Origin of the sequence: Streptomyces olivochromogenes (assembly GCF_001514115.1) — a bacterium.
GTDB classification, from domain to species: Bacteria; Actinomycetota; Actinomycetes; order Streptomycetales; family Streptomycetaceae; genus Streptomyces; species Streptomyces olivochromogenes.
Window position 1 is genome coordinate 185,055 of record NZ_KQ948465.1, and the last position, 23,537, is coordinate 208,591.

Here is a 23,537-nt window from a genome sequence, read left to right on the forward strand (position 1 = left end):
GATGCCGTTCTCCGAAGGTCAAGAGTTGGATCCCTCTTGGATCCCGTTCGGAAAGGGCCTGGACGAGTGAGGACACGTGGCCCGACAGTGGCTGACATGAGCGATCACTCCATTACACCTGTCGCAGCCCATGAACCCCCCTACTACGCCGCCGTGTTCACCTCCGTCAGGACCGACGACGACGGAGGGTACGGAGAGACCGCCGAGCGCATGGAGGAGCTGGTGAAGGACATCCCGGGCTACCTCGGCATGGATCAGGCGCACACGCCGGGCGGGCTGTCGATCACCGTCGGGTACTTCCGGGACGCGGACGCGATCAGGGAGTGGAGCGGACATGCCGAGCACCGCACGGCGCAGCGGCGCGGCCGCGCCGAGTGGTACGAGCGCTACACGCTGCACATCGCCAGGGTCGAGCGGAGCCATGAGTTCGAGCGGACTCCAGGGGACTGAGCAGAGCATCGGACTCAGCAGGGCACGGAGGTAGGTCGGAGTGGCGGGAGTAAGCGTGCGGGCGACTGACGGGTCTGACGGGTCTGACGGGTCTGGCGGGTCAGGCGGGGAGGACGTACGGCGGTTCTGGGAGCGGCTGGGGCTGCCGGGGCTCGTCGATGTCCACACGCACTTCATGCCCGAGCGCGTCCTGCACAAGGTGTGGGACTACTTCGACGCGCTAGGGCCGCTGACCGGCGGCGTCGAGTGGCCCATCACCTACCGCGCGGAGGAGAGCGAACGTCTCGCGGTGATCCGGGAGTTCGGAGTACGGGCCTTCACCGCGATGCTCTACCCGCACAAGGCCGGCATGGCGCAGTGGCTGAACTCCTGGGCCGTCGACTTCGCCCGCCGGACGCCCGACTGTCTGCACACCGCGACCCTGTTCCCCGAGCCGGGCGTCGAGGGGTATGTGCGGGAGGCCCTGGAGCAAGGGGCTCGCGTCTTCAAGGCGCACGTCCAGGTGGGGGCGTACGACCCGAGTGATCGACTCCTCGACTCCACCTGGGGGCTGCTCGCCGAGGCCGGGGTCCCTGTCGTGATCCACTGCGGGTCCGGTCCCGCGCCCGGCAAACACACCGGGCCCGAGCCGGTCGCCCGCGTCCTCGCCCGGCATCCCCGACTGCGGCTGATCGTGGCGCACATGGGGATGCCCGAGTACGAGGACTTCCTCGCCCTCGCGGAGCGCTACGGGGAGGTGCGGCTGGACACGACGATGGCGTTCACGGACTTCAGCGAGCGGTTCGCGCCGTTTCCGCGCGAGGCCAGGACCCGACTCGTCGCCCTCGGTGACCGGGTCTTGCTGGGGACCGACTTCCCGAACATCCCCTACCCGTACGTCCACCAGCTGCACGCCCTCGAACGGCTCGGGCTGGGGGACGACTGGCTGAGGGCCGTCTGCTACGAGAACGGCGCTCGTCTCTTCGCGATCAGTCCCTGAGCGGGACGCCTAGTCAGTCCCTGAGCGGACGCCCGATCAATCCCTGAACGGGGCGCCCCGGAACGCCCCTCGGGAACTTCGTGATCTTCCCAGGAGTTCCCTGAGAGGCTCCTGTGTGTTTCTCAGGAAAATCACAGGTTCCCGAAAGCGCGTTCTCAGAGGACCCCGACAAGGTGTCCGCTATGACCACGACCTCGCCCCAGGGGCGCACCGAACTGCTGAGGCCGGACGGGAGCCCCGTCCGAGTGCTGGTAGTGGACGACGAGCTGTCGATCACCGAGCTGCTCTCCATGGCCCTTCGCTACGAAGGCTGGCAGATCCGCAGCGCGGGTGACGGACAGGGTGCGGTGCAGACCGCGCGCGAGTTTCGGCCCGACGCCGTTGTCCTCGACATGATGCTGCCGGACATGGACGGCCTCGCGGTCCTGGGGCGCCTGCGCCGCGATCTGCCCGACGTGCCCGTCCTCTTCCTCACGGCCAAGGACGCCGTCGAGGACCGCATCGCGGGGCTGACGGCCGGTGGCGACGACTATGTCACCAAGCCCTTCAGCCTCGAGGAGGTCGTGGCCCGGCTGCGCGGACTGATCCGCCGTTCCGGTGCCGCCGACCGGCGTTCCGACTCCGTGCTCGTCGTCGGCGACCTCACTCTCGACGAGGACAGCCACGAGGTCTCGCGTGCCGGGGAGAACATTCACCTCACCGCGACCGAGTTCGAACTTCTGCGGTTCCTCATGCGTAACCCCCGACGTGTACTCAGCAAGGCACAGATACTCGACCGCGTGTGGTCGTACGACTTCGGCGGCCAGGCCAACGTCGTCGAGCTCTACATCTCTTACCTGCGCCGCAAGATCGACGCCGGACGTGAGCCGATGATCCACACCAGGCGTGGGGCCGGTTACCTGATCAAGCCCGCGGCGTCATGAGCGGGCGACGACGGCCGCGTAAGCAGGGGCGAGGACGACAGCCGCGCACGCTGCGGACGCGGCTCGTCGTCTCCGCGGTGACGCTGATCGCGGTGGTGTGTGCGGTGATCGGTACCGTGACGACCCTCGCGCTCCGGGATCACTTGTATGGGCAGCTGGACGTAACGCTGGGCGAGACCGTCGGGCGGGCGACCGGCGGTGGCCCGGACAAGCCGGGTGGCCTACCGCCGAACAACACGCAGAACCAGGCCAATGGCGGCCTGCAGAACGACACCTTCACCTTCCTCAAGCGTGGGCCGAACCAAGAGAACACCATCGCCGCCGTCGTGAAGAACGGCAGGATCACCGAGGGGGTCATCTCCAAGGCGGGGCCGAGCACCACCACGGTCCGCGTCCCGGACATGGTGACCAACAAGCTCAACCAGGCCCAGTTGGCCGCGCTCGGCTCCGTGTCGAAGACCGGCGTGCACAGCGTCGACATCCCCGGCCTCGGCGAGTACCGCGTCACGTACCAGGAAGGCCCCAGGGGCGCCTACTACGTCGCCATCCCGACGACTTCCGTCACCAACACCATCAACACCCTCATCTGGGTCGAGGTCAGCGTCACCGCCGCCGGTCTCATCGCCGCCGGTATCGCAGGCAGCGTCCTCGTCGGGCTCGCCCTGCGCCCCCTGCGCAAGGTCGCCTCCACCGCCACCCGTGTCTCCGAACTCCCCCTGCACACGGGTGAGGTCACCCTCTACGAGCGGGTGCCGGAGTCCGAGGCCGACCCGCACACCGAGGTCGGCCAGGTCGGCGCCGCGCTCAACCGCATGCTCGACCACATCCACAGCGCCCTGCACGCACGCCAGCAGAGCGAGATGCGCGTACGGCAGTTCGTCGCGGACGCCAGTCATGAGCTGCGTACACCGCTGGCGTCGATCCGCGGTTATGCCGAGCTGACCAGACGCGGCCGCGAGGAGACCGGGCCCGACACCCGGCACGCCCTCGGCCGGATCGAGTCCGAGGCCGGGCGCATGACCCTGCTCGTCGAGGACCTGCTGCTGCTCGCGCGGCTGGACGCCGGACGCCCGCTCCAGTACGACCAGACCGATCTCGTACCGCTCGTCATCGACGCCGTGAGCGACGCCCGGGCGGCCGGACGCGACCACAACTGGCGGCTCGAACTGCCGGAGGAGCCCGCGCTGGTCCTCGCGGACGCCGCACGGCTGCAGCAGGTCATGGTCAATCTGTTCGCGAACGCCAGAACGCACACCCCGCCCGGTACGACCGTCACCGCACGTGTGCACCGGCACGGACCGTGGCTGTGCGTGGACGTCCAGGACGACGGGCCCGGCATCCCGCCCGACCTGCTTCCGCGCGTCTTCGAACGCTTCGCACGCGGTGATTCCTCGCGTTCCCGGTCCTCCGGCTCGACGGGCCTGGGACTGGCCATCGTGCAGGCCGTCGCCGCCGCGCACGGCGGTGCCGTCACCGTGGACAGCATGCCCGGACGGACGGTGTTCACCCTTCATTTGCCCGCGATCGCCGTCGATCCGTTCGTGGAAACAAAGGCGCAACTGTTCTCACAGGCACAGCACAGCGCCACCACATGGGTGCAACAGGGCGTTTGACGAGAGTCGTTCGCATGCGAACCGACTCTTCTCCCGGCAACCTGCCGGCGCGGGAGCACCTCCCGGCCGGGTCCGCCGGTACGCCTGTCCTGGACGTAGTGATCCCCGTTTACAACGAGGAGAAGGATCTCCAGCCGTGTGTGGTGAGACTGCACGAGCATCTCAAGCGCACCTTCCCGTACGCGTTCCGCATCACGGTCGCGGACAACGCCTCGACGGACACCACCCCTCAGGTGGCCGCACGGCTGGAGTCGGAGATACCGGAAGTCAGGTCCTTCCGGCTTGAGCAGAAGGGCCGAGGGCGCGCGCTGCGCACCGTGTGGTCGGCCTCGGACGCTCCGATCCTCGCCTACATGGACGTGGACCTGTCCACCGACCTCAACGCCCTTCTCCCCCTGGTGGCCCCGCTGATCTCGGGCCACTCGGACCTCGCGATCGGCTCGCGGCTCGCCCGCAGCTCGCGCGTGGTGCGCGGTGCCAAGCGGGAGTTCATCAGCCGCACCTACAACCTGATCCTGCGCGGCTCGCTGCAGGCCCGCTTCTCGGACGCGCAGTGCGGCTTCAAGGCGATCCGCCGCGATGTCGCCCAGGTACTGCTGCCGCTGATCGAGGACACCGGCTGGTTCTTCGACACCGAGATGCTGGTGCTCGCCGAGCGCGCCGGACTGCGCATCCACGAGGTGCCGGTCGACTGGGTCGACGACCCGAACTCGACCGTGCACATCGTGAAGACCGCGACCGACGACCTGAAGGGTGTGTGGCGCGTGGGACGTGCCCTCGCCACCGGTTCGCTGCCGCTCGACCGGGTCGCGCGCCCCTTCGGGGACGATCCGCGCGACCGCGACCTGACCGACGTACCCAAGGGTCTGGCCCGCCAGCTCGTCGGCTTCTGTGTGGTGGGAGCTCTGTCCACCCTCTTCTACCTGCTCCTTTACAGCGTCTTCCGCTCGTTCTCGGGCTCGCAGATCGCCAACGCGCTCGCCCTGCTCGTGTCGGCCGTCGCCAACACCGCGGCCAACCGCCGGCTGACCTTCGGCGTCCGCGGCCGCGGCAGCGCGGTCCGGCACCAGGCACAGGGCCTGGTCGTCTTCGGCATCGGCCTCGCCCTCACCAGCGGCTCGCTCGCCGCCCTGAACGCGGCGACGAGCAGCCCGGCGCACTCCACCGAACTCGCGGTGCTCATCGCCGCCAACCTCGCGGCGACCGTGCTGCGGTTCCTGCTCTTCCGCGCCTGGGTCTTCCCGGACCGGCGTGACGAGACGGCGGCCTCGACCGTCGTCGCCTCGCACAACCCGGCCTCGCACAACCCGTCCTCGGCCACCTACGGCACGACGGCGGCGCACCAGCAGCACGCGCACCATCATCAGCACCCGCACCAGCTCCCGCACCAGCAGCACCCGCACTCGCCGCTGCCCCAGCGCCCGAACGCGACGGCGCCCCAAGCTCCGTACACCAACACCAACACCCATCACGACCACAACCAGACCAACGAGTTCCGCGCCGGTGAAGCCGCGGACCGCACCTGGGGGGACGCAACCATGCAGCTGCAAGCGGTGCGCCCGCACGATCACGACCCGAGGGACACGAGGGACGCACGATGACGACTCAGTCCGATACGAGCCATCAGGGGGGCGCGAGCCTCACCGGGGGCGCCGAGCCCTCCTGGGGACCGACGAGCTCGACGGTTCTGCGGGAGCCCGTGGCGCCGCCCACCGCGGCCCCCCGGTCCGGTGAGCCCAAGCAGCCGTTCTTCCACCGCGTCTGGCGCGGCCGGCCCGAGGACCCGCGCTGGGTGCGCCCCGCCTTCCTCGGCCTGCTCGTCGCCACCGGCCTGCTCTACCTCTACAACCTGAGCGCCTCCGGGTACGCCAACTCCTTCTACTCCGCGGCCGTCCAGGCCGGCAGCCAGAGCTGGAAGGCCCTCTTCTTCGGCTCGCTCGACTCGGCCAACGCCATCACCGTCGACAAGCCCCCGGCCTCGTTGTGGCCGATGGCCCTGTCGGTGCGGATCTTCGGTCTCAACTCATGGGCGATCCTCGTCCCCGAGGTGCTGATGGGCGTCGCCACGGTCGGCGTCCTGTACGGGGCACTGCGCCGTCGCTTCAGCCCAGCGGCCGGTCTGATCGCGGGTGCGGTGCTCGCGCTCACTCCCGTCGCCGCGCTGATGTTCCGGTTCAACAACCCGGACGCGATGCTCGCGCTGCTGATGACCGTCACGATCTACTGCGTGGTCCGCGCTCTGGAAGACGGTCGGACGAAGTGGCTGGTCTGGGCGGGTGTCGCGGTCGGCTTCGCGTTCCTCGCGAAGACCCTGCAGGCCTTCCTGATCCTGCCGCCGCTCGCGGTCGTGTACGCGGTCTGCGCGCCGGTGCAGCTCAGGAAGCGGTTCGCCCAGCTGGGTCTTTCGGCGGTGGCGATGGTCGTCTCCGGCGGCTGGTGGGTGGCGATCGTGGAGCTGTGGCCCGCGTCCTCCCGCCCGTACATCGGCGGCTCGCAGAACAACTCCTTCCTTGAGCTGACCTTCGGCTACAACGGCCTCGGCCGTATCAACGGCGACGAGACCGGCAGCGTCGGTGGTGGCGGCGGTGGCGGTGGCACCGGCCAGTGGGGCGAGACCGGCTGGAACCGGATGTTCAACTCGGAGATCGGCAGCCAGATCGCCTGGCTGCTGCCCGCCGCGCTGATCCTGTTCGTCGCGGGGATCGTGCTCACCCGCAAGGCCCGGCGGACCGACCTGACGCGCAGCTCGTTCCTCGCCTGGGGCGGCGCGCTGCTGATGACGACGATCATCTTCAGCTACATGGCCGGCATCTTCCACCAGTACTACACGGTGGCCCTGGCCCCCTACATCGCGGCCGTCGTCGGCATGGGCGCGACGGTGCTGTGGGAGGAGCGGAGCAAGGTCTGGGCCTCGCTCACCCTCGCCGGCGCGGTCACCGCGACCGCCGCCTGGGGATACGTCCTCCTCAACCGCACCCCCACCTACCTCCCGTGGCTGAAGTGGCTGGTCCTCATCGGCGGTCTGGTGGGCGCGCTCGGCCTGATCTTCGCGGCCAGGCTGGGCCGTCAACTGGCCCTCGCGGCGGTCGGACTGAGCTTCGTGGCCTCGGTCGCGGGCCCGACGGCGTACACCCTGTCCACGGTGAACACCGGGCACACCGGTTCGATCGTCACGGCCGGTCCGGCGGGCGCCAGCATGATGGGCGGCGGCCGGGGTGGTCCCGGTGGCGGCGGTGGCATGCGGGGCGGCTTCCCCGGTGGCGGCAACACCCAGGGCCAGAACCAGCAGGGCGGCAACGGCACCACCCAGCAAGGCGGCGGCATGGGCCAGCCCCCGACGGGCGGCACGGGCGGTACCGGTGGCACCGGCGGCTTCCCCGGTCAGAACCAGCAGGGCAACGGCAACACCCAGGGCCAGAACCAGCAGGGCGGCATGCCCGGCGGTGGCGCGATGGGCGAGGGCGGCATGGGCGGTGGCGGCGCGGGCGGTCTGCTCAACGGTGCGACCGTCAGCTCCGCGGCCAAGAAGCTGCTGGAGGCGAACGCGGAGGACTACACCTGGGCGGCCGCGGCCATCGGTTCCCAGAACTCCGCGAGCTACCAGCTCGCCACCGGCAAGCCGGTGATGGCGATCGGCGGCTTCAACGGCACCGACCCGTCCCCGACGCTGGCCCAGTTCAAGAAGTACGTGACGGACGGCAAGATCCACTACTTCATCTCGGGCGGCGGCATGGGCGGTGGCATGGGCGGCGGCAACTCCTCCACCACCACCTCCACCTCCTCCCAGATCAGCTCGTGGGTCACGGCCAACTTCAAGAAGGTGACGGTCGGTTCGGCCACCTTCTACGACCTGACGCAGCCGACCAAGTAGCTGACGGCAGGTCCTGTACGCAGGGCGGTGGCCCGGAGCGATCCAGCTCCGGGCCACCGCCCTTTCCGTACTCCGTTTCCGTACGCCCTTTCCGTACGCCCTCCTCGTACGCCCGGAGAACCACGTTGTACGCTGTATGGGAACTGTTCTACGGTGTACAACATGTCCACGACTCCCCCAGGGCCCCCCGAGGACCAGCCACAAGGCCACCCCCGACGCTGGCTGATCCTCGGCGTCATCTGCCTCGCCCAACTGACCGTGCTGCTCGACAACACCGTCCTGAACGTCGCGATCCCCTCCCTCACCTGGGAGCTGGGCGCGGCCACCTCCGACATCCAGTGGATGATCAACGCCTACTCGCTGGTGCAGTCCGGACTGCTGCTCACGGCGGGCAGCGCGGCCGACCGCTACGGCCGCAAGAAGATGCTGATCGCGGGGCTCGTCCTCTTCGGGATCGGCTCGGTGGTGGCCGGACTCGCTGACTCCACCGGCCAGTTGATCGCCGCGCGGGCCGGGATGGGCGTCGGCGGCGCGCTCCTGCTGACCACCACGCTCGCCGTCGCCATGCAGGTCTTCACCCCCGCGGAGCACCCGAAGGCCATCGGCATCTGGAGCGCCGTCAACGCCCTCGGCTTCGCGGCCGGACCGCTCCTCGGCGGCCTCATACTGAACCACTTCTGGTGGGGCGCGATCTTCCTGATCAACCTGCCGGTGGTGGCCCTGGGCCTCGCCGCGGTGGTGGCCCTCGTACCGGAGTCGAAGAGTCCGCGCGGGGACCGTCCCGACCTCCTGGGAGCGCTGCTTTCCACGATCGGCATGACCGCACTCGTGTACGCGATCATCTCCGGCCCCGAACACGGCTGGACGTCGGGCCGGGTCCTGGCCACGGACGCGGTCGCCGTGCTGGTGCTGGCCGCCTTCGCGTACTGGGAGAGCCGGATCCCATACCCCATGCTCGACCTGCACTTCTTCCGCGACCGGCGCTTCACCGGAGCCGTCGCGGGAGCCGTCCTCATCACCTTCGGCATGGGCGGGGCCCTCTTCCTCCTCACCCAGCACCTCCAATTCGTCCTGGGATACGGCCCCCTGGAAGCCGGACTGCGTACGGCGCCGCTCGCGCTCGCGGTCGTGGCGCTGAACTTCTCCGGCCTCTCGGCGAAGTGGACGGCGCGACTCGGCACTCCGGTGTCGATCGCGCTCGGTATGACGCTGATGTCGGCCGGGCTGGTGTCGATCGCCATGCTCGCCGCGCACGGGTACGGGGGCACACTGCTCGGGCTGTTGCTGATCGGCGCGGGCGCCGCCGTGGCCAACCCGGCCATGGCACACGCCATCATGAGCGCGATCCCGCCGGAGAAGGCGGGCGTGGGCGCGGGCATCAACGGCACGCTCGCCGAGTTCGGCAACGGCCTCGGCGTGGCGGTGCTCGGGGCGATCCTCAACTCCCGGTTCGCGGCGCTGATACCGGTGGCGGCGGCCTCGCTCCCGGCGGCGCTGGCCTCGGCGGGTTCGGAGGAGGAGCGCGGGCGGATCACGGACGCGTTCTCGTCGGGGTTGGAGACCAGCCAACTGGTGGGCGCGGCGGCCGTTCTTCTCGGTGGACTGCTGGCCGCGGCGTTGCTACGACGTGCGGAGAGGGCAGACTCCGCGGTGGCGGTACCGGCGTAGCGCCCGCTTAGCATCAGGGTCCCGAGTTCCGAGTCATGAGTTCCGAGTCATGAGTTTCGAGTTCCGAGTCATGAGTGATGAGTTTCGAGTTCCGAGGAAGGTGCGCCATGGTGAGGGCAGCCGACCGTGCCGAGCGTCCGGCGCGGACCAGTGTCTGGCTGGAGGGCAAGGCTCCCCGGGGCGCCGCGGCGCGCGGGGGCGGGCAGCCGTCGGGGCTGGACCGGGACCGGATCACCGAGGTCACCGTGCGGCTGCTGGATGCCGAGGGCATGGCGAAGTTCTCCATGCGCCGGCTGGCCGCCGAGCTGAACGTCACCGCGATGTCCGTGTACTGGTACGTCGACACCAAGGACGACCTGCTCGAACTCGCCCTCGACGCGGTCTTCGGTGAACTGGAGCTGCCCGCCGCGGAGTCCGGCGAGGACTGGCGCGACCAGCTTCGTTCCCTCGCCACCGGCTACCGCGCGCTGCTGGTCCGCCACCCCTGGGTTTCCCCGCTGATCGGGACCTTCCTGAACATCGGCCCGCACTCCATGGCCTTCTCGCTCTGCGTCCAGCAGGTGATCCGTAACACCGGCCTGCCCCGGCACGGCCAGATGGGCGCGCTCTCGGCGGTCTTCCAGTTCGTGTACGGGTTCGGCACCATCGAGGGTCACTTCGTGCAGCGCTGCGCCTCGGCGGGGATGACCCAGGACGAGTACTTCCGTCAGGCCATGAGCACGATCGGCGAACAGCCGCAGTTCTCCGCCAACTTCGAGAACGCCGCGGACCTCATGGAGGCCCGCGGCGGTGACACGGTCGAGGAGATGCGGGAGCGGGACTTCACGTTCGCGCTGGAAACGCTGATCGCGGGGATCGAGACGATGGTCGCCCGGGGTTAGAGCCTGTCCCGCTCCGCCTCCACGGTCGTTCCTGGGCTACTCCTGGGGTGTCAGTCGGGCCGGGAAGCCGCCCGTCGCGACCGGGCCCCACTTCACCGGCGTGACCCGGATGATCGACTTGCCCTGCTTGAGCATGGCCTCCCGGTACTCGTCCCAGTCCGGGTGTTCGCCCGCGATGTTCCGGTAGTACTCGACGAGCGGCTCGACGGATTCGGGCGAGTCGACGACCTCGGCCGTGCCGTCGATCTGGACCCAGGGTCCGTTCCACTCGTCGCTCAGCACGATCAGGCTGACCCGCTCGTCCCGCTTGGCGTTACGGGTCTTCGCGCGTTCGGGGTAGGTCGAGACGACGATCCGCCCGGCGTCGTCGACCCCGCAGGTCAGGGGGGAGCCCTGGGGGCTGCCGTCCGCCCTCCGGGTCAGCAGGATGGCGCGGTGGCGGGGGCGTACGAAGTCGAGCAGTTCGTCCAGGGACACGGCGGTGTTCGTAGCGATGTTCGGTGCCATGTGAGTCAGCCTAGGCGGCCCGCCGGGAAGGGGCGCTCACCTCACGCCTGTGGGAGTGGCACCCCTTGCACCGCCTGGACGTCCAACTCCACCTTCAGCGTGGTGCCGATCGCTGAGATGCCTGCCTGGATGACCTGGTTGTAGTTCATGGCGAATTCCTCGCGGTGGAGTTCGGCCGTCGCCCGGAAGGCGGCCCGCGTGCCGCCCCAGGGGTCCCCGCCCGTGCCCAGGTAGGCGAGGTCCAGGTCGACCGGGCGGGCGATGCCGCGCATGGTGAGTTCGCCGTGGACGGTCCAGCGGTCGGAGCCGGCCGGGGTCAGGCCGGTCGAGCGGTAGGTGATCTGCGGGTACGTCTCGACGTCGAGGAAGTCGGGGGACTTCAGGTGGCCGTCGCGCGTGCCGTTGCCGGTGTCGATCGAGGCGGCGGAGATCACGGCCTCGACGCGGGACTTGGACACGTCGTCCGGGGCGATCTCGATCATCGCGGAGAAGTCCGTGAAACGGCCGTGCACGCTGGAGATGCCCAGGTGCTGCGCGACGGCTCCGACAGAGGAGTGCGCCGGGTCGACGGTCCAGGGGCCGGGCGGCGGCAGTTCGTTGCCGCCCTGGCGGGCGAGGGTCACGTTGCCGATCTCGGCCCGCCCGCTCGCCGTGACGATCGCGCTGGAGGCGGCGGGCGCGTACCCGACCGCGGTCACGATCACGGTGTACGCGCCGGGCGTGAGCGGGGTCGGGTCGTGCACGGCTCCTTCGGTGTCCGCCTCGGCGCGCAGCACCTGCGTCCCGGTCATGTCGGTCACCGTGACGACCGCGTGCGACACGGCCCATCCGTCCCGCGTGCGAATCCGTGCGGTCAGTCCCATCCCGTTTTCTCCCTGCAAAGCACTAAAAATCGGTCGCGATGAAACCGGCCCGTGGGGGGCGCACCTCCGCTCAGAGTGCGCGCGTCCCCACGGGCCGGGGTATCAACTACTCGCCGGGGTGGGCGAGGGTGATGTCGTGGTCGTCGACGCCACTGCCGGTGACCGTGAGAGCCGTCGCCACCGGGGGGTAACCCGTCGCGATGACGGTGTACTCGCCACCGTCCAGGTCGGTGAAGGCGTACGCGCCGTCCGTGCCGGTCCTGGAGGTGCCGATCACGTTGCCGGCCGCGTCGACCAGCGTGACCCGGGCGTCGCCCAGGGGGCCGCCGGGGGCCCGTACGACGCCCTGGAGCTGGGCGCCCGCGCTGAGCTCGACCTCGACCCGGGTGACCCCGGCGCCGCCGACCTCGGCGGTGAGGGCCTGCGGGCGGTGGCCGGCCGCGTTCACCGCGATGGTCACCGGACCCGGAACCAGTTCGGCGAAGGTGAACTGGCCCTGCTCACCGGTGGTCCCGGTGGCCAGCACGTCACCGCGGACGTCGGTCACGATGACCATGGCGTCCTTGACCGGGGTGCCGGTCCCGGCGGCCCGGACGAATCCGCTCAGCCCGCTCGTGCCGCTCAGCACGATGTCGTACGCCACCGGCTCGTCGTTCACGATGATCGTCGAGGCCTGCGGCTGGAAGCCGTCGGCGGAGGCGATCAGGACGTACGAGCCCGTGCCGGGCGCGTCCACCGTGTAGAAGCCGTCGGCCTGCGCGACCGACCGGCCCAGCTGCCGTCCCGCGAGCGAGATCAGCGTGACCGCGGCCTGCGGGACGGGGGCGCTCTCGGCGCCGCGGACGTGACCGCGGACCGGGATGCCGCCGGAGGCGGGCAGCGGGGCGCTCTCCCGTGTCGCGGTGGCGACGGCGGCGAGCCGCTGGGTTCCCTCGGGTCCGGCCGCGAGGCTCGTCTCGGCGACGGCCGCCCAGCTCGGGATGCTCTCGTCGGCGGCGGGTGCCTCGGCGGCGGGTGCCTCGGCGGTGGCCGAAGCCGTCGGCGCGGTGGCCTCCGCCTTCGCCTCCGCGGCCTGGGCCAGCGCGCCCGAGGTCCGCAGCGGGACCTCCTTGATGAACAGGACGATGAGGAAGGCGAGCAGCGCCAGGACGGAGCCGATCATGAAGACGTCCGCGATGCCGTGACCGTAGGCGCTCTCCAGGACGGTGCGCAGCGGGGCGGGCAGCGCGTCCATGTTCGGGATGGTGCCGGAGCCGGAGCCGGACGCGGCGGCCGCGTACTTGGGGTCGATGCCGGCCAGGCCGTCCTTGACGTAGTCGGTGATCCGGGTGGACATGATCGCGCCGAGCGCGGAGACGCCGATCGCACCGCCGAGGGAGCGGAAGAACGTCACCGTGGAGCTGGCCGAGCCGAGGTCGGACGGGGCCACCTGGTTCTGCGTGGACAGCACCAGGTTCTGCATCGTCATGCCGACGCCGAGACCGAGCAGCGCCATGAAGATCGCGACGTGCCAGTAGGTCGTGTCGTAGCGGATGGTGCCCAGCAGGCCCAGGCCCGCGGTGATCAGGACGGTGCCGCTGACCAGCCAGTACTTCCAGCGGCCGGTCTTGGTGATGACCTGGCCGGAGACCGTGGAGGCGATGAACAGGCCGCCGATCATCGGGATGGTCATGACGCCCGACATCGTCGGGGACTTGTCACGGGCCAGCTGGAAGTACTGGCTGAAGAAGACGGTGCCGGTGAACATCGCGACGCCCACGAAGAGCGAGGCGAGGGAGGAGAGGGTGATGGTGCGGTTGCGGAACAGCCGCAGCGGGATGATCGGCTCGCTCGCCTTGGACTCGACGAGCACGAACAGCAGGCCGAGGACGATCGCGCCTCCGACCATCGCGTACGTCTGCCCCGACACCCAGTCGTACTTGTCACCGGCGAAGGTGACCCAGACCAGCAGCAGCGAGACCGCGGCGGAGATGAAGAACGCGCCGCCCCAGTCGACCTTCACGTCCCGCTTCACGGTGGGCAGGTGCAGGGTCTTCTGCAGCACGATCAGCGCGATGACCGCGAACGGCACGCCGACGTAGAAGCACCAGCGCCAGCCGAGCCACGAGGTGTCGGTGATGACACCGCCGAGCAGCGGGCCACCGACCGTTGCGACAGCGAAGGTCGCGCCGAGGTAGCCGGAGTAACGCCCGCGCTCACGCGGGGAGATCATGGCGGCCATGACGATCTGGGCGAGGGCGGACAGACCGCCGACGCCGACGCCCTGGACCACACGGCAGGCGATGAGCATGCCGGGGTTCTGGGACAGACCGGCGGCGGCCGATCCCAGCACGTATATGACGAGGGCTATCTGTACGAGCGCCTTCTTGCTGTACAGGTCGGAGAGCTTGCCCCACAGAGGCGTGGTCGCGGTCATGGCCAGCAGCGAGGCCGTGACGACCCAGGTGTAGGCGGACTGGCCGCCGCCCAGGTCGCCGATGATCTCCGGGAGTGCGTTGGTGACGATCGTCGACGACAGAATCGCGACGAACATACCGAGGAGCAGCCCGGAGAGCGCCTCCATGATCTGCCGGTGCGTCATCGGAGCGCCGTCGGAGGGTGCACCTCCGTGCTTGGCGTGAGCCCGCACACCGGCTGGTGTGGTCGTTGCCATGGGCTTCCTTCTCTTGCTCTTATGCGGGTGTACGGGTGGTCAGTTCGGTTGCTTCCGGCACGTAGGGCGGCCGGGGTACGGCACGGCAGTCGCCGAAGCTCTCGCGCAGCCGGCCCATCAGGTGGATGAGCAGGCCGACCTCGTGGTCGGACCAGTCGCTCAGCCGGTCGGCGAACAGCCGCGAGGAGCGGCGGGAGAGTTCGGTGAGCTGCTCACGTCCCGCGTCGGTGAGGCGCAGGATGCGGGAGCGTTTGTCGGCGGGGTCGGGGAGGCGTTCGATCCAGCCCCGGTCGGCGACGTGGGCGACGTGGCGGCTGGTCACCGACATGTCCACGGCGAGCAGCTCGGCGAGCTTGCTCATCCGCATGTCGCCGTGCCGGCCGAGGAGGGTCAGTACGGCGGCGGAACCAGCGGGGCAGTCGTGCGGCAGGATCCGCCCGAGCTCCCGCTTCACGGCGCCGATGGCACTGAGCTGACGAGCCAATTCCTCGTACTGCGCCTGCTCGGCCATCACACCTCCTGTATTCGTTGCTTGGGGCAACCATAAATGCAGTTGGTTGCTGCAGGCAAACGATATCGCTGCCGCTGGGCTAAAAAGATGGCAAAGGCAAGTATTGGCGAATGTAAACCTGCTGGTGGGCGGCGTGCGTAGCGTTGTACCCGCTGTGGAGCGACGGAGTGTGACCTTCGCGGGGCGGGGTGGTTCGTGCCGCTCGGGTGGCTTCGAGCTGCCTGGGCGGGGGTCCCCGTTGCTCCCGCGGGGCATCGCCTCGGGGCACCCGCTGGGTTCCGTCCCACCTGGGCGGGGACCGGGGGACGGCTCCGTCTGGGGCTGCGCCTTCGCACTCGTGGGGGCTGTCGCCCTGCTGGGGTGCGCGGTCGTGCCGAGTACGGGGCTTCCCGCGAGTCGGGCGGGCCCCCGGGCCGCTGGGCCGCTGGGCGGGCGACTCCGTCCGTCCGGACGTCTCCGGCTGTCGGCCGGTGGGGGCTGGGCGCGCAGTTGCTTGCGCCCCCGGCGGGGCGCTGTCGATGGGGCGTGCGCGTCATCCGGCTCGTCGCCCACGCCGTCCAGAACCGGTGAACGGGAGGGCGAGGGGAACCCGGCGCTTGGGCAGGGGGCGTGTATTCGCTAGGGTCCTGGGCCATGGCAAACACCCAGGGCCCCGAGGGCAACTACGACCCCGCGGGTAGCACCCAGATGTTCCGCGCTTTCGTCGACGAGGGCCCCCAGGCCCGGCAGCAGCAGGCGGCCGCCCCGGCGGGCCCCCGCATCGGCCTGATCATCGGCATCGTCGTCGCCGTGGCGGTCGTCGCCGCCGTGGCGTGGCTCGCGCTGGCGTAAGGGCAACAACCCGCCCGCCCCGCCGGTAGGACCGGTGGAGGCGGGTCACTTCCACTGGACGGACACGTCCCGCGTCTCGATGTGCATGCCGAGCGGCACGCGCCAGTCGTCGACGCACACCGTCCAGGTCTTTGTGCTGCCCGCTCCGGCCGCGATCGGCACGGGCAGATCCCGCGTCGAGTCGATCGTCGCCCAGTCGATGCCGAGCGCTCCGATGATGTGCGTCCCGAGGGTCACCGTGCCCGAACGCACGGCGCTGCCACCGGTGTTGCGGAAGGAGACCGTCACCTTCTCGCACCAGCGCTTGTCGGTGGCCTCCCTCGTGGGCTCACTCACGTCGAGAACGGCGGGGCCGACGGGACCGGGAGGACTGGGGGTACCGGGGAGACCGGGGGGACCGGTGCCTGCCGTGGAACCCGGGGTCGGCCGAGTGGGGGGCGCCGACGTAGTGCCCGAACCGGCGCCCGTACGCGGCGAGTTGCCGTCGCCGCGGTCCGTTGCCGCACCGGACGAAGCGGACTGCGGGGACCGCGCGGTTGAACTTCCCTGCTGAGGAGCTCCCTCGGCGGCTTCCGCGAGGGGCGTGGACTCGGGCAGCGGGGTCAGTGAGACGTTCCCGGTCGGGGCCACCACGGGTCCCGAATCGGCCGGCGCCCCCACCGCCACGTATCCGCCGCCGCCCCCACCGTCCCCGCACGCCGCCAGTACGGCACCCAGGCAGACAACAGCCGTCGAGGCGCCCACCAGGGCGCCTCGACGGCCATGGAGCCAAGTCGCTCGACGCATCGCGCCAGTGTGGCTGACGATCCGTCAATTATGAAGGGTTGAGCGCGGGAGGTCTCAGTCGGAGATCAGGCCCTCGCGGAGCTGGGCCAGGGTGCGGGTGAGAAGGCGGGAGACGTGCATCTGCGAGATGCCGACCTCCTCGCCGATCTGCGACTGGGTCATGTTGGCGAAGAAGCGCAGCATGATGATCCGGCGCTCGCGGGGCGGGAGTTTGGCGAGCAGCGGCTTCAGCGACTCGCGGTACTCGACGCCCTCCAGGGCCGTGTCCTCGTAGCCGAGGCGGTCCGCGAGGGAGCCCTCGCCGCCGTCGTCCTCGGGGGCCGGGGAGTCGAGGGAGGAGGCCGTGTAGGCGTTGCCGACCGCGAGGCCGTCGACGACGTCCTCCTCCGACACGCCCAGGACCGCGGCGAGTTCGGCGACGGTCGGGGACCGGTCGAGCTTCTGGGAGAGCTCGTCGCTGGCCTTGGTGAGGGCCAGGCGCAGCTCCTGGAGGCGCCGCGGGACGCGGACGGACCACGAGGTGTCACGGAAGAACCGCTTGATCTCGCCCACGACCGTCGGCATCGCGAAGGTCGGGAACTCCACGCCGCGTTCGCAGTCGAAGCGGTCGATCGCCTTGATCAGGCCGATGGTGCCGACCTGGACGATGTCCTCCATCGGCTCGTTGCGGGAGCGGAAGCGGGCCGCCGCGTACCGCACGAGCGGGAGGTTGAGCTCGATGAGGGTGTCCCGGACGTAGGCACGCTCGGGGCTGTTCTCGCCGAGTGCGGCGAGCCGCAGGAACAGGGAGCGGGACAGGGTGCGGGTGTCGATGGCTCCCGAGGTCTCGGGGGCCGCCGGGACGGCTTCGAGGGCCGGAGCGGCATCGGGGGCCGGGAGGGCCGGGACATCGTGAAGCGCGTCGGGCGCGGATTCGCTCTTCGTGAGCGTGAGCACCTTCGAGCTGCCCTGGTCTGCGGACATGCCACCCCCTTTGGGTCGCGGACGGTCGCGGCGGACGCTCCCGTCGGAGGAACGCAGCCTCCACCTGAATACCGGAGGCGGGGCTGCGCCAAACGCTCTTCCGGCAGAATGTCACATGTCGGCAACACGCTGTAGTGACATGTCGACATGGAGGGGGTGAATCGGCCCTGGAAAAGGGGGGTCTGGCGGTTTTTCGACGCTGAACTGTCGGAAAAGGAGATGTTGAGCGATTCGCTCTTGCCGGTTACGCCTCGATCCTGTTTGCGGATCGCAGCCGCGCGAAGCTCCGGGCGAGCAGCCTTGACACATGCATCTGGGAGACTCCCAGTTCGGCACTGATCTGTGACTGCGTCAGATTGCTGTAGTAGCGAAGGAGAAGGATCCGCTGCTCGCGCTCGGGCAGTTGTACGAGGAGATGGCGGACGAGGTCGCGGTGTTCGACCCCGTCGAGGGCCGGGTCCTCGTAGCCGAGCCGGTCGAGCAGTCCGGGCAGCCCGTCACCCTCCTGGGCGGCTTCGAGGGAGGTCGCGTGGTACGAGCGTCCGGCCTCGATGCAGGACAGCACCTCCTCCTCGGTGATGCGCAGCCGCTCGGCGATCTCGGCGGTCGAGGGGGTGCGTCCGAAGGCCGTCGTCAGGTCCTCCGTCGCGCTGTTCACCTGCACCCACAGCTCGTGCAGCCGGCGGGGTACGTGGACGGTGCGGACGTTGTCGCGGAAGTACCGCTTGATCTCGCCGACGACGGTCGGCATCGCGAAGGTCGGGAACTGCACGCCCCGGTCGGGGTCGAAGCGGTCGATCGCGTTGATCAGGCCGATGGTGCCGACCTGGACCACGTCCTCCATCGGCTCGTTGCGGGAGCGGAAGCGGGCGGCCGCGTACCGCACGAGCGGCAGGTTCGCCTCGATGAGCGCCCCGCGTACGCGGTCGTGCTCCGTGGTGCCCGGCTCCAGCGTCTTGAGCTGGCCGAAGAGCAGCTGGGTGAGGGCCCGGGTGTCGGCGCCGCGGCGTCGCTCAGGGGTGACCTGCTCGGGGGTGACGCGTTCGTGGGCGATGTGCTCCTGGGCGAGGGGTTCCGTGGAGATGTGTTCCTTGGGGATTTCCTGTGGCGGTGCTTGAGGCGCAGTACTGGCCGGCACGGTCAACTCCACCTCTATGATCCGTCAGATCCATCAACTCATCCGTCAAAAGCGGTCATAGCATCACAAGACATGTGCACTGTGTGCAAGCACCGTATAACCCCGTGTTGAACAGGATTTAGGGAGAGTTGGGGCATACGAAACGGAAAAGCCCCCCGCCGGTTTCCGGCGAGGGGCTCAGAGCGTGTCGGCTCGGATCGGTTCAGAACGGATAGTCGGCGATCACCCAGGTCGCGAACTCGCGCCACAGCGCGACGCCCGCCTGGTGCGCGGGATGCTCCAAGTACCGCTTCAGGGCGTCGGTGTCGTCGACCGCGGAGTTGATCGCGAAGTCGTACGCGATCGGCCGGTCGGTGACGTTCCAGCCGCACTCCCAGAACCGCAGCTCGGGAATCTGATCGCCGAGCGGGCGGAAAGCGGCCACGCCCTCGACGACGCGGGGGTCGTCACGCTCGACGCCTTCGTTGAGCTTGAAGAGGACCAGATGGCGGATCACGGGTACTCCCTGGTGGTACGGGCCGTGCGGGGGCGGCCGATCAGTTCTTGGCCCCGTCGGCGATCCACGTCATGAAGTCGCCGATGGACCGGGCGGCGGTCGAAATGCCCTCGAACCCTATCTGGACGTAATCGGCCGCCTTCGCCGGATCCGTGATGATCACGTAGAGCGCGAAGACCACGAGTATGTAGACGGCGATCTTCTTCGAATTCACCGCCATCGCGGCCTCCCCTGTGACTGCTGGGCCCCCTGTGCCGGCGGCGAGTGTAACCTTCACCCCACTTTTTTTTGGACCAACGGCCCGCTGGCCGAAGTCCTTTGCCGTACGCACGAAGGGCCCCGTCTTGCGACGAGGCCCTTCTCAAGCGGTAGCGGAGGGATTTGAACCCTCGGTGACTTGCGCCACACTCGCTTTCGAGGCGAGCTCCTTCGGCCGCTCGGACACGCTACCGAGGGAGACCCTACCCCAAGGTGGGCCGTGGTCTGAAATCCGTTTCCCGTCGCCCCCTGGAGTCAGCGGTCGCGGAAGAAACGCGTGAGCAGACTCGCGCACTCGTCCTCGAGTACGCCCCCGATCACCTCGGGGCGGTGGTTGAGCCGGCGATCGCGTACGAGGTCCCAGACGGAACCGACGGCGCCCGCCTTCTCGTCGCGGGCACCGTAGACCACCCGGTCCACCCGGGACTGGACGAGCGCGCCCGCGCACATCGCGCAGGGCTCCAGGGTGACGACGAGCGTGCAGCCGGTCAGCCGCCACTCGCCGAGGCGCTGGGCGGCCCCGCGGATCGCGAGCACCTCGGCGTGCGCCGTCGGGTCGCCCGTGGCCTCGCGTTCGTTGTGTCCGGTCGCGAGCACCGTCGTACCGTCCGTGGACAGCACGACGGCGCCGACGGGAACATCCCCGCCCTGGACGGCCCGGTGGGCCTCGTCCAGGGCGAGCCGCATCGCGGCCCGCCAGCGGTCGCGTACCGGATCTGCCGGATCTGCTGGAAAGGTCTCTTTTGTCGGGCTCACCCGGGAAATCTATCGGGCTCGCCAGGGAAACCGCCTCCCCCGGAACCGCGGGAGCCGGGTCCTGCCTTCCGGGTCGGGTCCTGGGGCCCGTCCGGCTGATCAGGCCCTAGCGGACGGTCTCCAGGACCTCTGCCGCTCCCAGGGCTTCGGCGATCGTGCTGAGCGCGTCGCCTTCGTCCAGGGCGAGCAGTTCCTTCTCGCTCACACCGAGGTCGGCGAGGATCTCGCGGTCCCCGACGGGGCTGTGCGAGACGATCTCGCCGGAGACGCTCTCCTCCTCCTCGTCGTCCTCGGAGTCGTTTGCGTCGTCGGGTTCACCGTCCTCGGTGCCGTCCAGGTCGAGGGAGTCCAGGTCGGCGTCGTCGTCGCCGGGCTCCCGTCCTAGTAGTTCGTCCGTGAGCAGGATCTCGCCGTACGAACTGCGGGCAGCGGCTGCGGCGTCCGAGACGTAGATGCGAGGGTCCTCCTCACCGTCCACGCGGACGACGCCGAACCACGCGTCCTCCTGCTCGATGAGTACGAGCACCGTGTCCTCCTCCGAGGCTTCACGGGCCAGATCGGTCAGATCCGACAGGGTCTCCACATCGTCGAGCTCTGTGTCGCTCGCTTCCCACCCGTCTTCGGTGCGCGCGAGCAGTGCGGCGAAGTACACCGTGACTCTCCCACTGGTCATAGGCGTGCCGGTTGGGGGTCCCCCCGGCGGAGGTCGATTGGGCGGGGAGTGCTGCTCCGAGACCCCACCCACTCGGAATCGTGGCAGAAACAGAGCGTTCAGGGGACGTCTTCGGCCTGCTGTGTCTGCCTCTTTTGATCGCTAACAGCGGATCGTACGCGGCCCTCGGCGTCGTGTGTGCATGTCCCCGCTCTCACGGCGTGGGCGGACCACCAAGGAGCTACCGAAGGAGTACCAAGGGACTACCAAGGGAGCTACCGACGGAGCTACCAACGGAAGGTGCGCATGCGCATGGCGTGACGGAGGCGGGCGACCTTGGCGCGGCGGGGCTGGACACGGTCGCGCAGCTCGCGCGCCTCGGTCAGGTCCCGGAGGAACTGGGCCCGGCGCCGTCGGCGCTCGGCGTCCGTCTCCGGCTGCCCGATCCGTTCGGCCTGTTCGGCCTGTTCGGACCGTTCGGCCCGTTCGGATTGTTCGACGCGGCGAAGTCGTCCCGTCCGTTCGGCCCTCTCGGCTCGTCCGAGTCGGTTCAGCTGCTCCGGGGACTCCTTTTCCCGGTCCGGCATAGGCCCACCACCCCAGGTACGTCCCTACCGCCTTCCCTCTGACGGGCGGTTTGATGCCAGCGCGAGGGACACGGGGGCACGGCTACTGTTATGGGCATGCGTCTCCACGTCGTCGACCACCCCCTGGTCGCCCATAAGCTCACCACCCTGCGCGACCGGCGCACCGACTCCGCGACCTTCCGGCGGCTCGCCGACGAGCTGGTCACCCTGCTCGCCTACGAGGCCACCCGGGACGTGCGCACCGAGCAGGTCGACATCGTGACCCCGGTCGCCGCCACCACGGGCGTCAAGCTGTCCTACCCGCGCCCGCTGGTCGTGCCGATCCTGCGTGCGGGCCTCGGCATGCTCGACGGCATGGTGCGGCTGCTGCCGACCGCCGAGGTGGGCTTCCTGGGCATGGTGCGCGACGAGGAGACGCTCCAGGCGTCCACGTACGCGACCCGCATGCCGGACGACCTCTCCGGGCGCCAGGTCTACGTCCTCGACCCGATGCTGGCCACCGGCGGCACGCTCGTCGCGGCGATCCAGGAGCTGATCAAGCGCGGCGCCGACGACGTCACCGCCGTCGTGCTGCTCGCCGCCCCGGAGGGCGTCGAGGTCATGGAGCGCGAGCTCGCGGGCACGCCGGTGACGGTCGTGACCGCGTCGGTCGACGAACGGCTCAACGAGCACGGTTACATCGTGCCGGGGCTGGGCGACGCGGGGGACCGGATGTACGGCGCGGCCGAGTAGGTTCCCGCACCCGCGCGGGACCAGTCACGGTCCTACGCGACCGCCGCGGCCCTACAGGCCCCAGTCGTCCCTCGGGCCCTCAGCGGCCTTGCCGGGGCCATCCAGGGGGCAGGGGCCCAGCGGTCGGTTCCCAGGTCGGTTCCGAGGTCGGTTCCGAACGAATCAGTGAATCAGCGGTCTCATGAAGGCTGTCGGCGGTCCCTACGGGGCTGCCGACAGCCTTCGTAGGTTCAGCAGCTCTTCGGAGAGGCGGACGCGGCCGGCCGGGGCCCGGACAGGGTGGCCAGGGCCTTGTCGGCGTCCTCCTTCTTCGTGAGGCTCTTGAAGGCGGTGCCGATGATCAGGTCGACCCGGTCGGCCTGGGCGCGGCCGTCCGTCTTCACCTCGGCGCCGGACAACTGCGTGCCCAGCACCGGCAGTGCGGCCTGTGCGGCCCCCTTGGCGCCGAGCAGTATCCCGGCGCCGTTGACCTTCTTGTCGTACGCGGCCGTCGCGTTGCCCACGTCGCCGATGCGGAACCCGCGCTTCTTCAGCTCGTCCGCCGTCTGCTTGGCGAGCCCGCTGCGTGGCGTGGCGTTGAGGACGTTGACGGTGATCTGCCCGGGCCTGGGCAGCGTTCCGGCGGCAGTGGATGTCGCGGACGCCTTGGCCGACGGGCCGGTCCTGGACGTGCAGTCGCCCTTCGTGCCGGCCGCCGTGGCCTTGTCGCCCTTGCCCGTGAAGACGTCGATGAGCTGCAGGGTTCCCCACCCGACCAGCCCGAGCGCGGTGACGGAGGCGACGACCAGGAACACGAGCCTGCGACGCCCGCGGGGTCGGCGCATCCGTGGGTATTTGTCCCCCGTGATCCGGTACTGGCCGCCCATGCCAGGGGGAGTGAGCATGCTCATGGGCGCAGCGTAGTGGGCCGCGGCGGTGATTCCTACAAAATGATCATCGGTCGAGGTTCAGTCCAACCCAAAAGGGTCAACGAGCGAGGATCTTGGGCCACGAAGGGGCCCTCGCGTCCCAGGCGCCCGGTCCCGGCCGACTTCGACTCGGTCGGCCCGGTCGAGTCAGTCGAGTTCGAGCACACGTGCGTGGAGCACCTGGCGCTGTTGCAGCGCGGCGCGTACGGCGCGGTGCAGGCCGTCCTCGAGGTACAGGTCGCCCTGCCACTTCACTACGTGCGCGAACAGGTCGCCGTAGAACGTGGAGTCCTCGGCGAGGAGGGTCTCCAGGTCCAGCTGGCCCTTGGTCGTCACGAGCTGATCGAGGCGGACCGGGCGCGGCGCGACGTCCGCCCACTGCCGGGTGCTTTCCCGGCCGTGGTCGGGGTACGGCCGTCCGTTTCCGATGCGCTTGAAGATCACACGGAAAGCCTACCGGCCCAGACCTTCCGGGCGCAGCCATGGCGACGTAGTGCGACGCTGGAAAAGA

Annotated in this window: 24 protein-coding genes and 1 tRNA gene; 10 read left to right on the forward strand and 15 right to left on the reverse strand. The window is 69.6% G+C overall.

Annotated features, from left to right (window positions below):
- Positions 1 to 96 precede the first annotated feature (96 nt).
- The 8 genes from AQJ27_RS33865 (at position 97) to AQJ27_RS33900 (ending at position 10,385) form a co-directional block, all read left to right on the forward strand.
- Positions 97 to 450 (forward strand): antibiotic biosynthesis monooxygenase family protein, encoded by a 354-nt coding sequence (locus AQJ27_RS33865; RefSeq protein WP_067376977.1) that lies wholly within the window; start codon positions 97 to 99, stop codon positions 448 to 450.
- A gap of 55 nt (positions 451 to 505) precedes the next feature.
- Entirely contained in the window at positions 506 to 1,429 is a 924-nt protein-coding gene (locus tag AQJ27_RS33870) for an amidohydrolase family protein (protein WP_067376980.1), read from the forward strand.
- 182 nt (positions 1,430 to 1,611) lie between these two features.
- Complete coding sequence (locus AQJ27_RS33875; RefSeq protein WP_054235077.1) at positions 1,612 to 2,352, forward strand: response regulator transcription factor; 741 nt, start codon at positions 1,612 to 1,614, stop codon at positions 2,350 to 2,352.
- A complete protein-coding gene (locus tag AQJ27_RS33880) occupies positions 2,349 to 3,965 on the forward strand; it encodes a sensor histidine kinase (protein WP_067376983.1) in 1,617 nt (538 codons plus the stop codon). Before AQJ27_RS33875 ends, AQJ27_RS33880 begins: the two co-directional genes overlap by 4 nt.
- Before the next feature lie 14 nt (positions 3,966 to 3,979).
- Positions 3,980 to 5,566, forward strand: a complete 1,587-nt coding sequence (locus AQJ27_RS33885) for a bifunctional glycosyltransferase family 2/GtrA family protein (protein WP_067376986.1) — start codon at positions 3,980 to 3,982, stop codon at positions 5,564 to 5,566.
- Positions 5,563 to 7,836: an ArnT family glycosyltransferase gene (locus AQJ27_RS33890; protein WP_067376989.1), complete on the forward strand. Its 2,274-nt coding sequence runs from the start codon at positions 5,563 to 5,565 to the stop codon at positions 7,834 to 7,836. The genes AQJ27_RS33885 and AQJ27_RS33890 overlap by 4 nt, the downstream gene beginning before the upstream one ends.
- A 162-nt stretch (positions 7,837 to 7,998) precedes the next feature.
- Entirely contained in the window at positions 7,999 to 9,504 is a 1,506-nt protein-coding gene (locus AQJ27_RS33895; RefSeq protein WP_067377219.1) for an MFS transporter, read from the forward strand.
- A 107-nt stretch (positions 9,505 to 9,611) separates the two neighbouring features.
- The gene (locus AQJ27_RS33900) at positions 9,612 to 10,385 is read left to right on the forward strand and encodes a TetR/AcrR family transcriptional regulator (RefSeq protein WP_067376993.1); all 774 of its coding nucleotides are present in this window, start codon (positions 9,612 to 9,614) and stop codon (positions 10,383 to 10,385) included.
- 36 nt (positions 10,386 to 10,421) lie between these two features.
- Here the strand turns inward: AQJ27_RS33900 and AQJ27_RS33905 are convergent, their stop codons facing one another.
- The 4 genes from AQJ27_RS33905 to AQJ27_RS33920 form a co-directional block, all read right to left on the reverse strand.
- A complete protein-coding gene (locus tag AQJ27_RS33905) occupies positions 10,422 to 10,892 on the reverse strand; it encodes a PPOX class F420-dependent oxidoreductase (RefSeq protein ID WP_067376996.1) in 471 nt (156 codons plus the stop codon).
- A gap of 41 nt (positions 10,893 to 10,933) precedes the next feature.
- A complete protein-coding gene (locus AQJ27_RS33910; protein WP_067376999.1) occupies positions 10,934 to 11,755 on the reverse strand; it encodes a YceI family protein in 822 nt (273 codons plus the stop codon).
- Positions 11,756 to 11,861: 106 nt separating this feature from the next.
- Complete coding sequence (locus tag AQJ27_RS33915; protein WP_067377001.1) at positions 11,862 to 14,336, reverse strand: MFS transporter; 2,475 nt, start codon at positions 14,334 to 14,336, stop codon at positions 11,862 to 11,864.
- A gap of 91 nt (positions 14,337 to 14,427) precedes the next feature.
- Complete coding sequence (locus AQJ27_RS33920; protein ID WP_067377003.1) at positions 14,428 to 14,919, reverse strand: MarR family winged helix-turn-helix transcriptional regulator; 492 nt, start codon at positions 14,917 to 14,919, stop codon at positions 14,428 to 14,430.
- Positions 14,920 to 15,552: 633 nt separating this feature from the next.
- Between AQJ27_RS33920 and AQJ27_RS33925 the strand changes: the two genes are divergently transcribed.
- Positions 15,553 to 15,750 carry a hypothetical protein gene (locus tag AQJ27_RS33925; protein ID WP_054235117.1) on the forward strand — a complete coding sequence of 66 codons (198 nt, stop codon included), beginning with the start codon at positions 15,553 to 15,555 and terminating at the stop codon, positions 15,748 to 15,750.
- Between the two features lie 45 nt (positions 15,751 to 15,795).
- Here AQJ27_RS33925 and AQJ27_RS60530 read toward each other — a convergent pair whose 3' ends face one another.
- From AQJ27_RS60530 to AQJ27_RS33970, 9 genes are all read right to left on the reverse strand, one after another.
- Entirely contained in the window at positions 15,796 to 16,086 is a 291-nt protein-coding gene (locus AQJ27_RS60530) for a hypothetical protein (RefSeq protein WP_341866114.1), read from the reverse strand.
- Between the two features lie 504 nt (positions 16,087 to 16,590).
- A complete protein-coding gene (locus tag AQJ27_RS33935) occupies positions 16,591 to 17,499 on the reverse strand; it encodes an RNA polymerase sigma factor SigF (protein ID WP_054235068.1) in 909 nt (302 codons plus the stop codon).
- 244 nt (positions 17,500 to 17,743) lie between these two features.
- The gene (locus AQJ27_RS33940) at positions 17,744 to 18,649 is read right to left on the reverse strand and encodes an RNA polymerase sigma factor SigF (RefSeq protein ID WP_079065440.1); all 906 of its coding nucleotides are present in this window, start codon (positions 18,647 to 18,649) and stop codon (positions 17,744 to 17,746) included.
- Positions 18,650 to 18,839: 190 nt separating this feature from the next.
- The gene (locus AQJ27_RS33945; RefSeq protein WP_067377009.1) at positions 18,840 to 19,133 is read right to left on the reverse strand and encodes a Dabb family protein; all 294 of its coding nucleotides are present in this window, start codon (positions 19,131 to 19,133) and stop codon (positions 18,840 to 18,842) included.
- A gap of 40 nt (positions 19,134 to 19,173) precedes the next feature.
- On the reverse strand, positions 19,174 to 19,353 hold the full coding sequence (locus AQJ27_RS33950) for a hypothetical protein (RefSeq protein WP_067377012.1): 180 nt from the start codon (positions 19,351 to 19,353) through the stop codon (positions 19,174 to 19,176).
- 146 nt (positions 19,354 to 19,499) lie between these two features.
- Positions 19,500 to 19,584, reverse strand: a tRNA-Ser gene (locus AQJ27_RS33955).
- A 62-nt stretch (positions 19,585 to 19,646) separates the two neighbouring features.
- Positions 19,647 to 20,078 (reverse strand): tRNA adenosine(34) deaminase TadA, encoded by a 432-nt coding sequence (gene tadA, locus AQJ27_RS33960; protein ID WP_067377015.1) that lies wholly within the window; start codon positions 20,076 to 20,078, stop codon positions 19,647 to 19,649.
- Positions 20,079 to 20,253: 175 nt separating this feature from the next.
- A complete protein-coding gene (locus tag AQJ27_RS33965) occupies positions 20,254 to 20,799 on the reverse strand; it encodes a tRNA adenosine deaminase-associated protein (protein WP_054235064.1) in 546 nt (181 codons plus the stop codon).
- 287 nt (positions 20,800 to 21,086) lie between these two features.
- On the reverse strand, positions 21,087 to 21,386 hold the full coding sequence (locus AQJ27_RS33970; protein WP_067377018.1) for a hypothetical protein: 300 nt from the start codon (positions 21,384 to 21,386) through the stop codon (positions 21,087 to 21,089).
- 96 nt (positions 21,387 to 21,482) lie between these two features.
- Here AQJ27_RS33970 and upp point away from each other — a divergent pair, with 96 nt between their 5' ends.
- Complete coding sequence (gene upp, locus AQJ27_RS33975) at positions 21,483 to 22,118, forward strand: uracil phosphoribosyltransferase (protein WP_067377226.1); 636 nt, start codon at positions 21,483 to 21,485, stop codon at positions 22,116 to 22,118.
- Positions 22,119 to 22,348: 230 nt separating this feature from the next.
- Here upp and AQJ27_RS33980 read toward each other — a convergent pair whose 3' ends face one another.
- Both AQJ27_RS33980 and AQJ27_RS33985 read right to left on the reverse strand, forming a co-directional pair.
- Positions 22,349 to 22,984 carry a LytR C-terminal domain-containing protein gene (locus tag AQJ27_RS33980; protein WP_067377021.1) on the reverse strand — a complete coding sequence of 212 codons (636 nt, stop codon included), beginning with the start codon at positions 22,982 to 22,984 and terminating at the stop codon, positions 22,349 to 22,351.
- A 189-nt stretch (positions 22,985 to 23,173) separates the two neighbouring features.
- Positions 23,174 to 23,470: a type II toxin-antitoxin system VapB family antitoxin gene (locus AQJ27_RS33985; RefSeq protein WP_003999914.1), complete on the reverse strand. Its 297-nt coding sequence runs from the start codon at positions 23,468 to 23,470 to the stop codon at positions 23,174 to 23,176.
- Positions 23,471 to 23,537 lie beyond the last annotated feature (67 nt).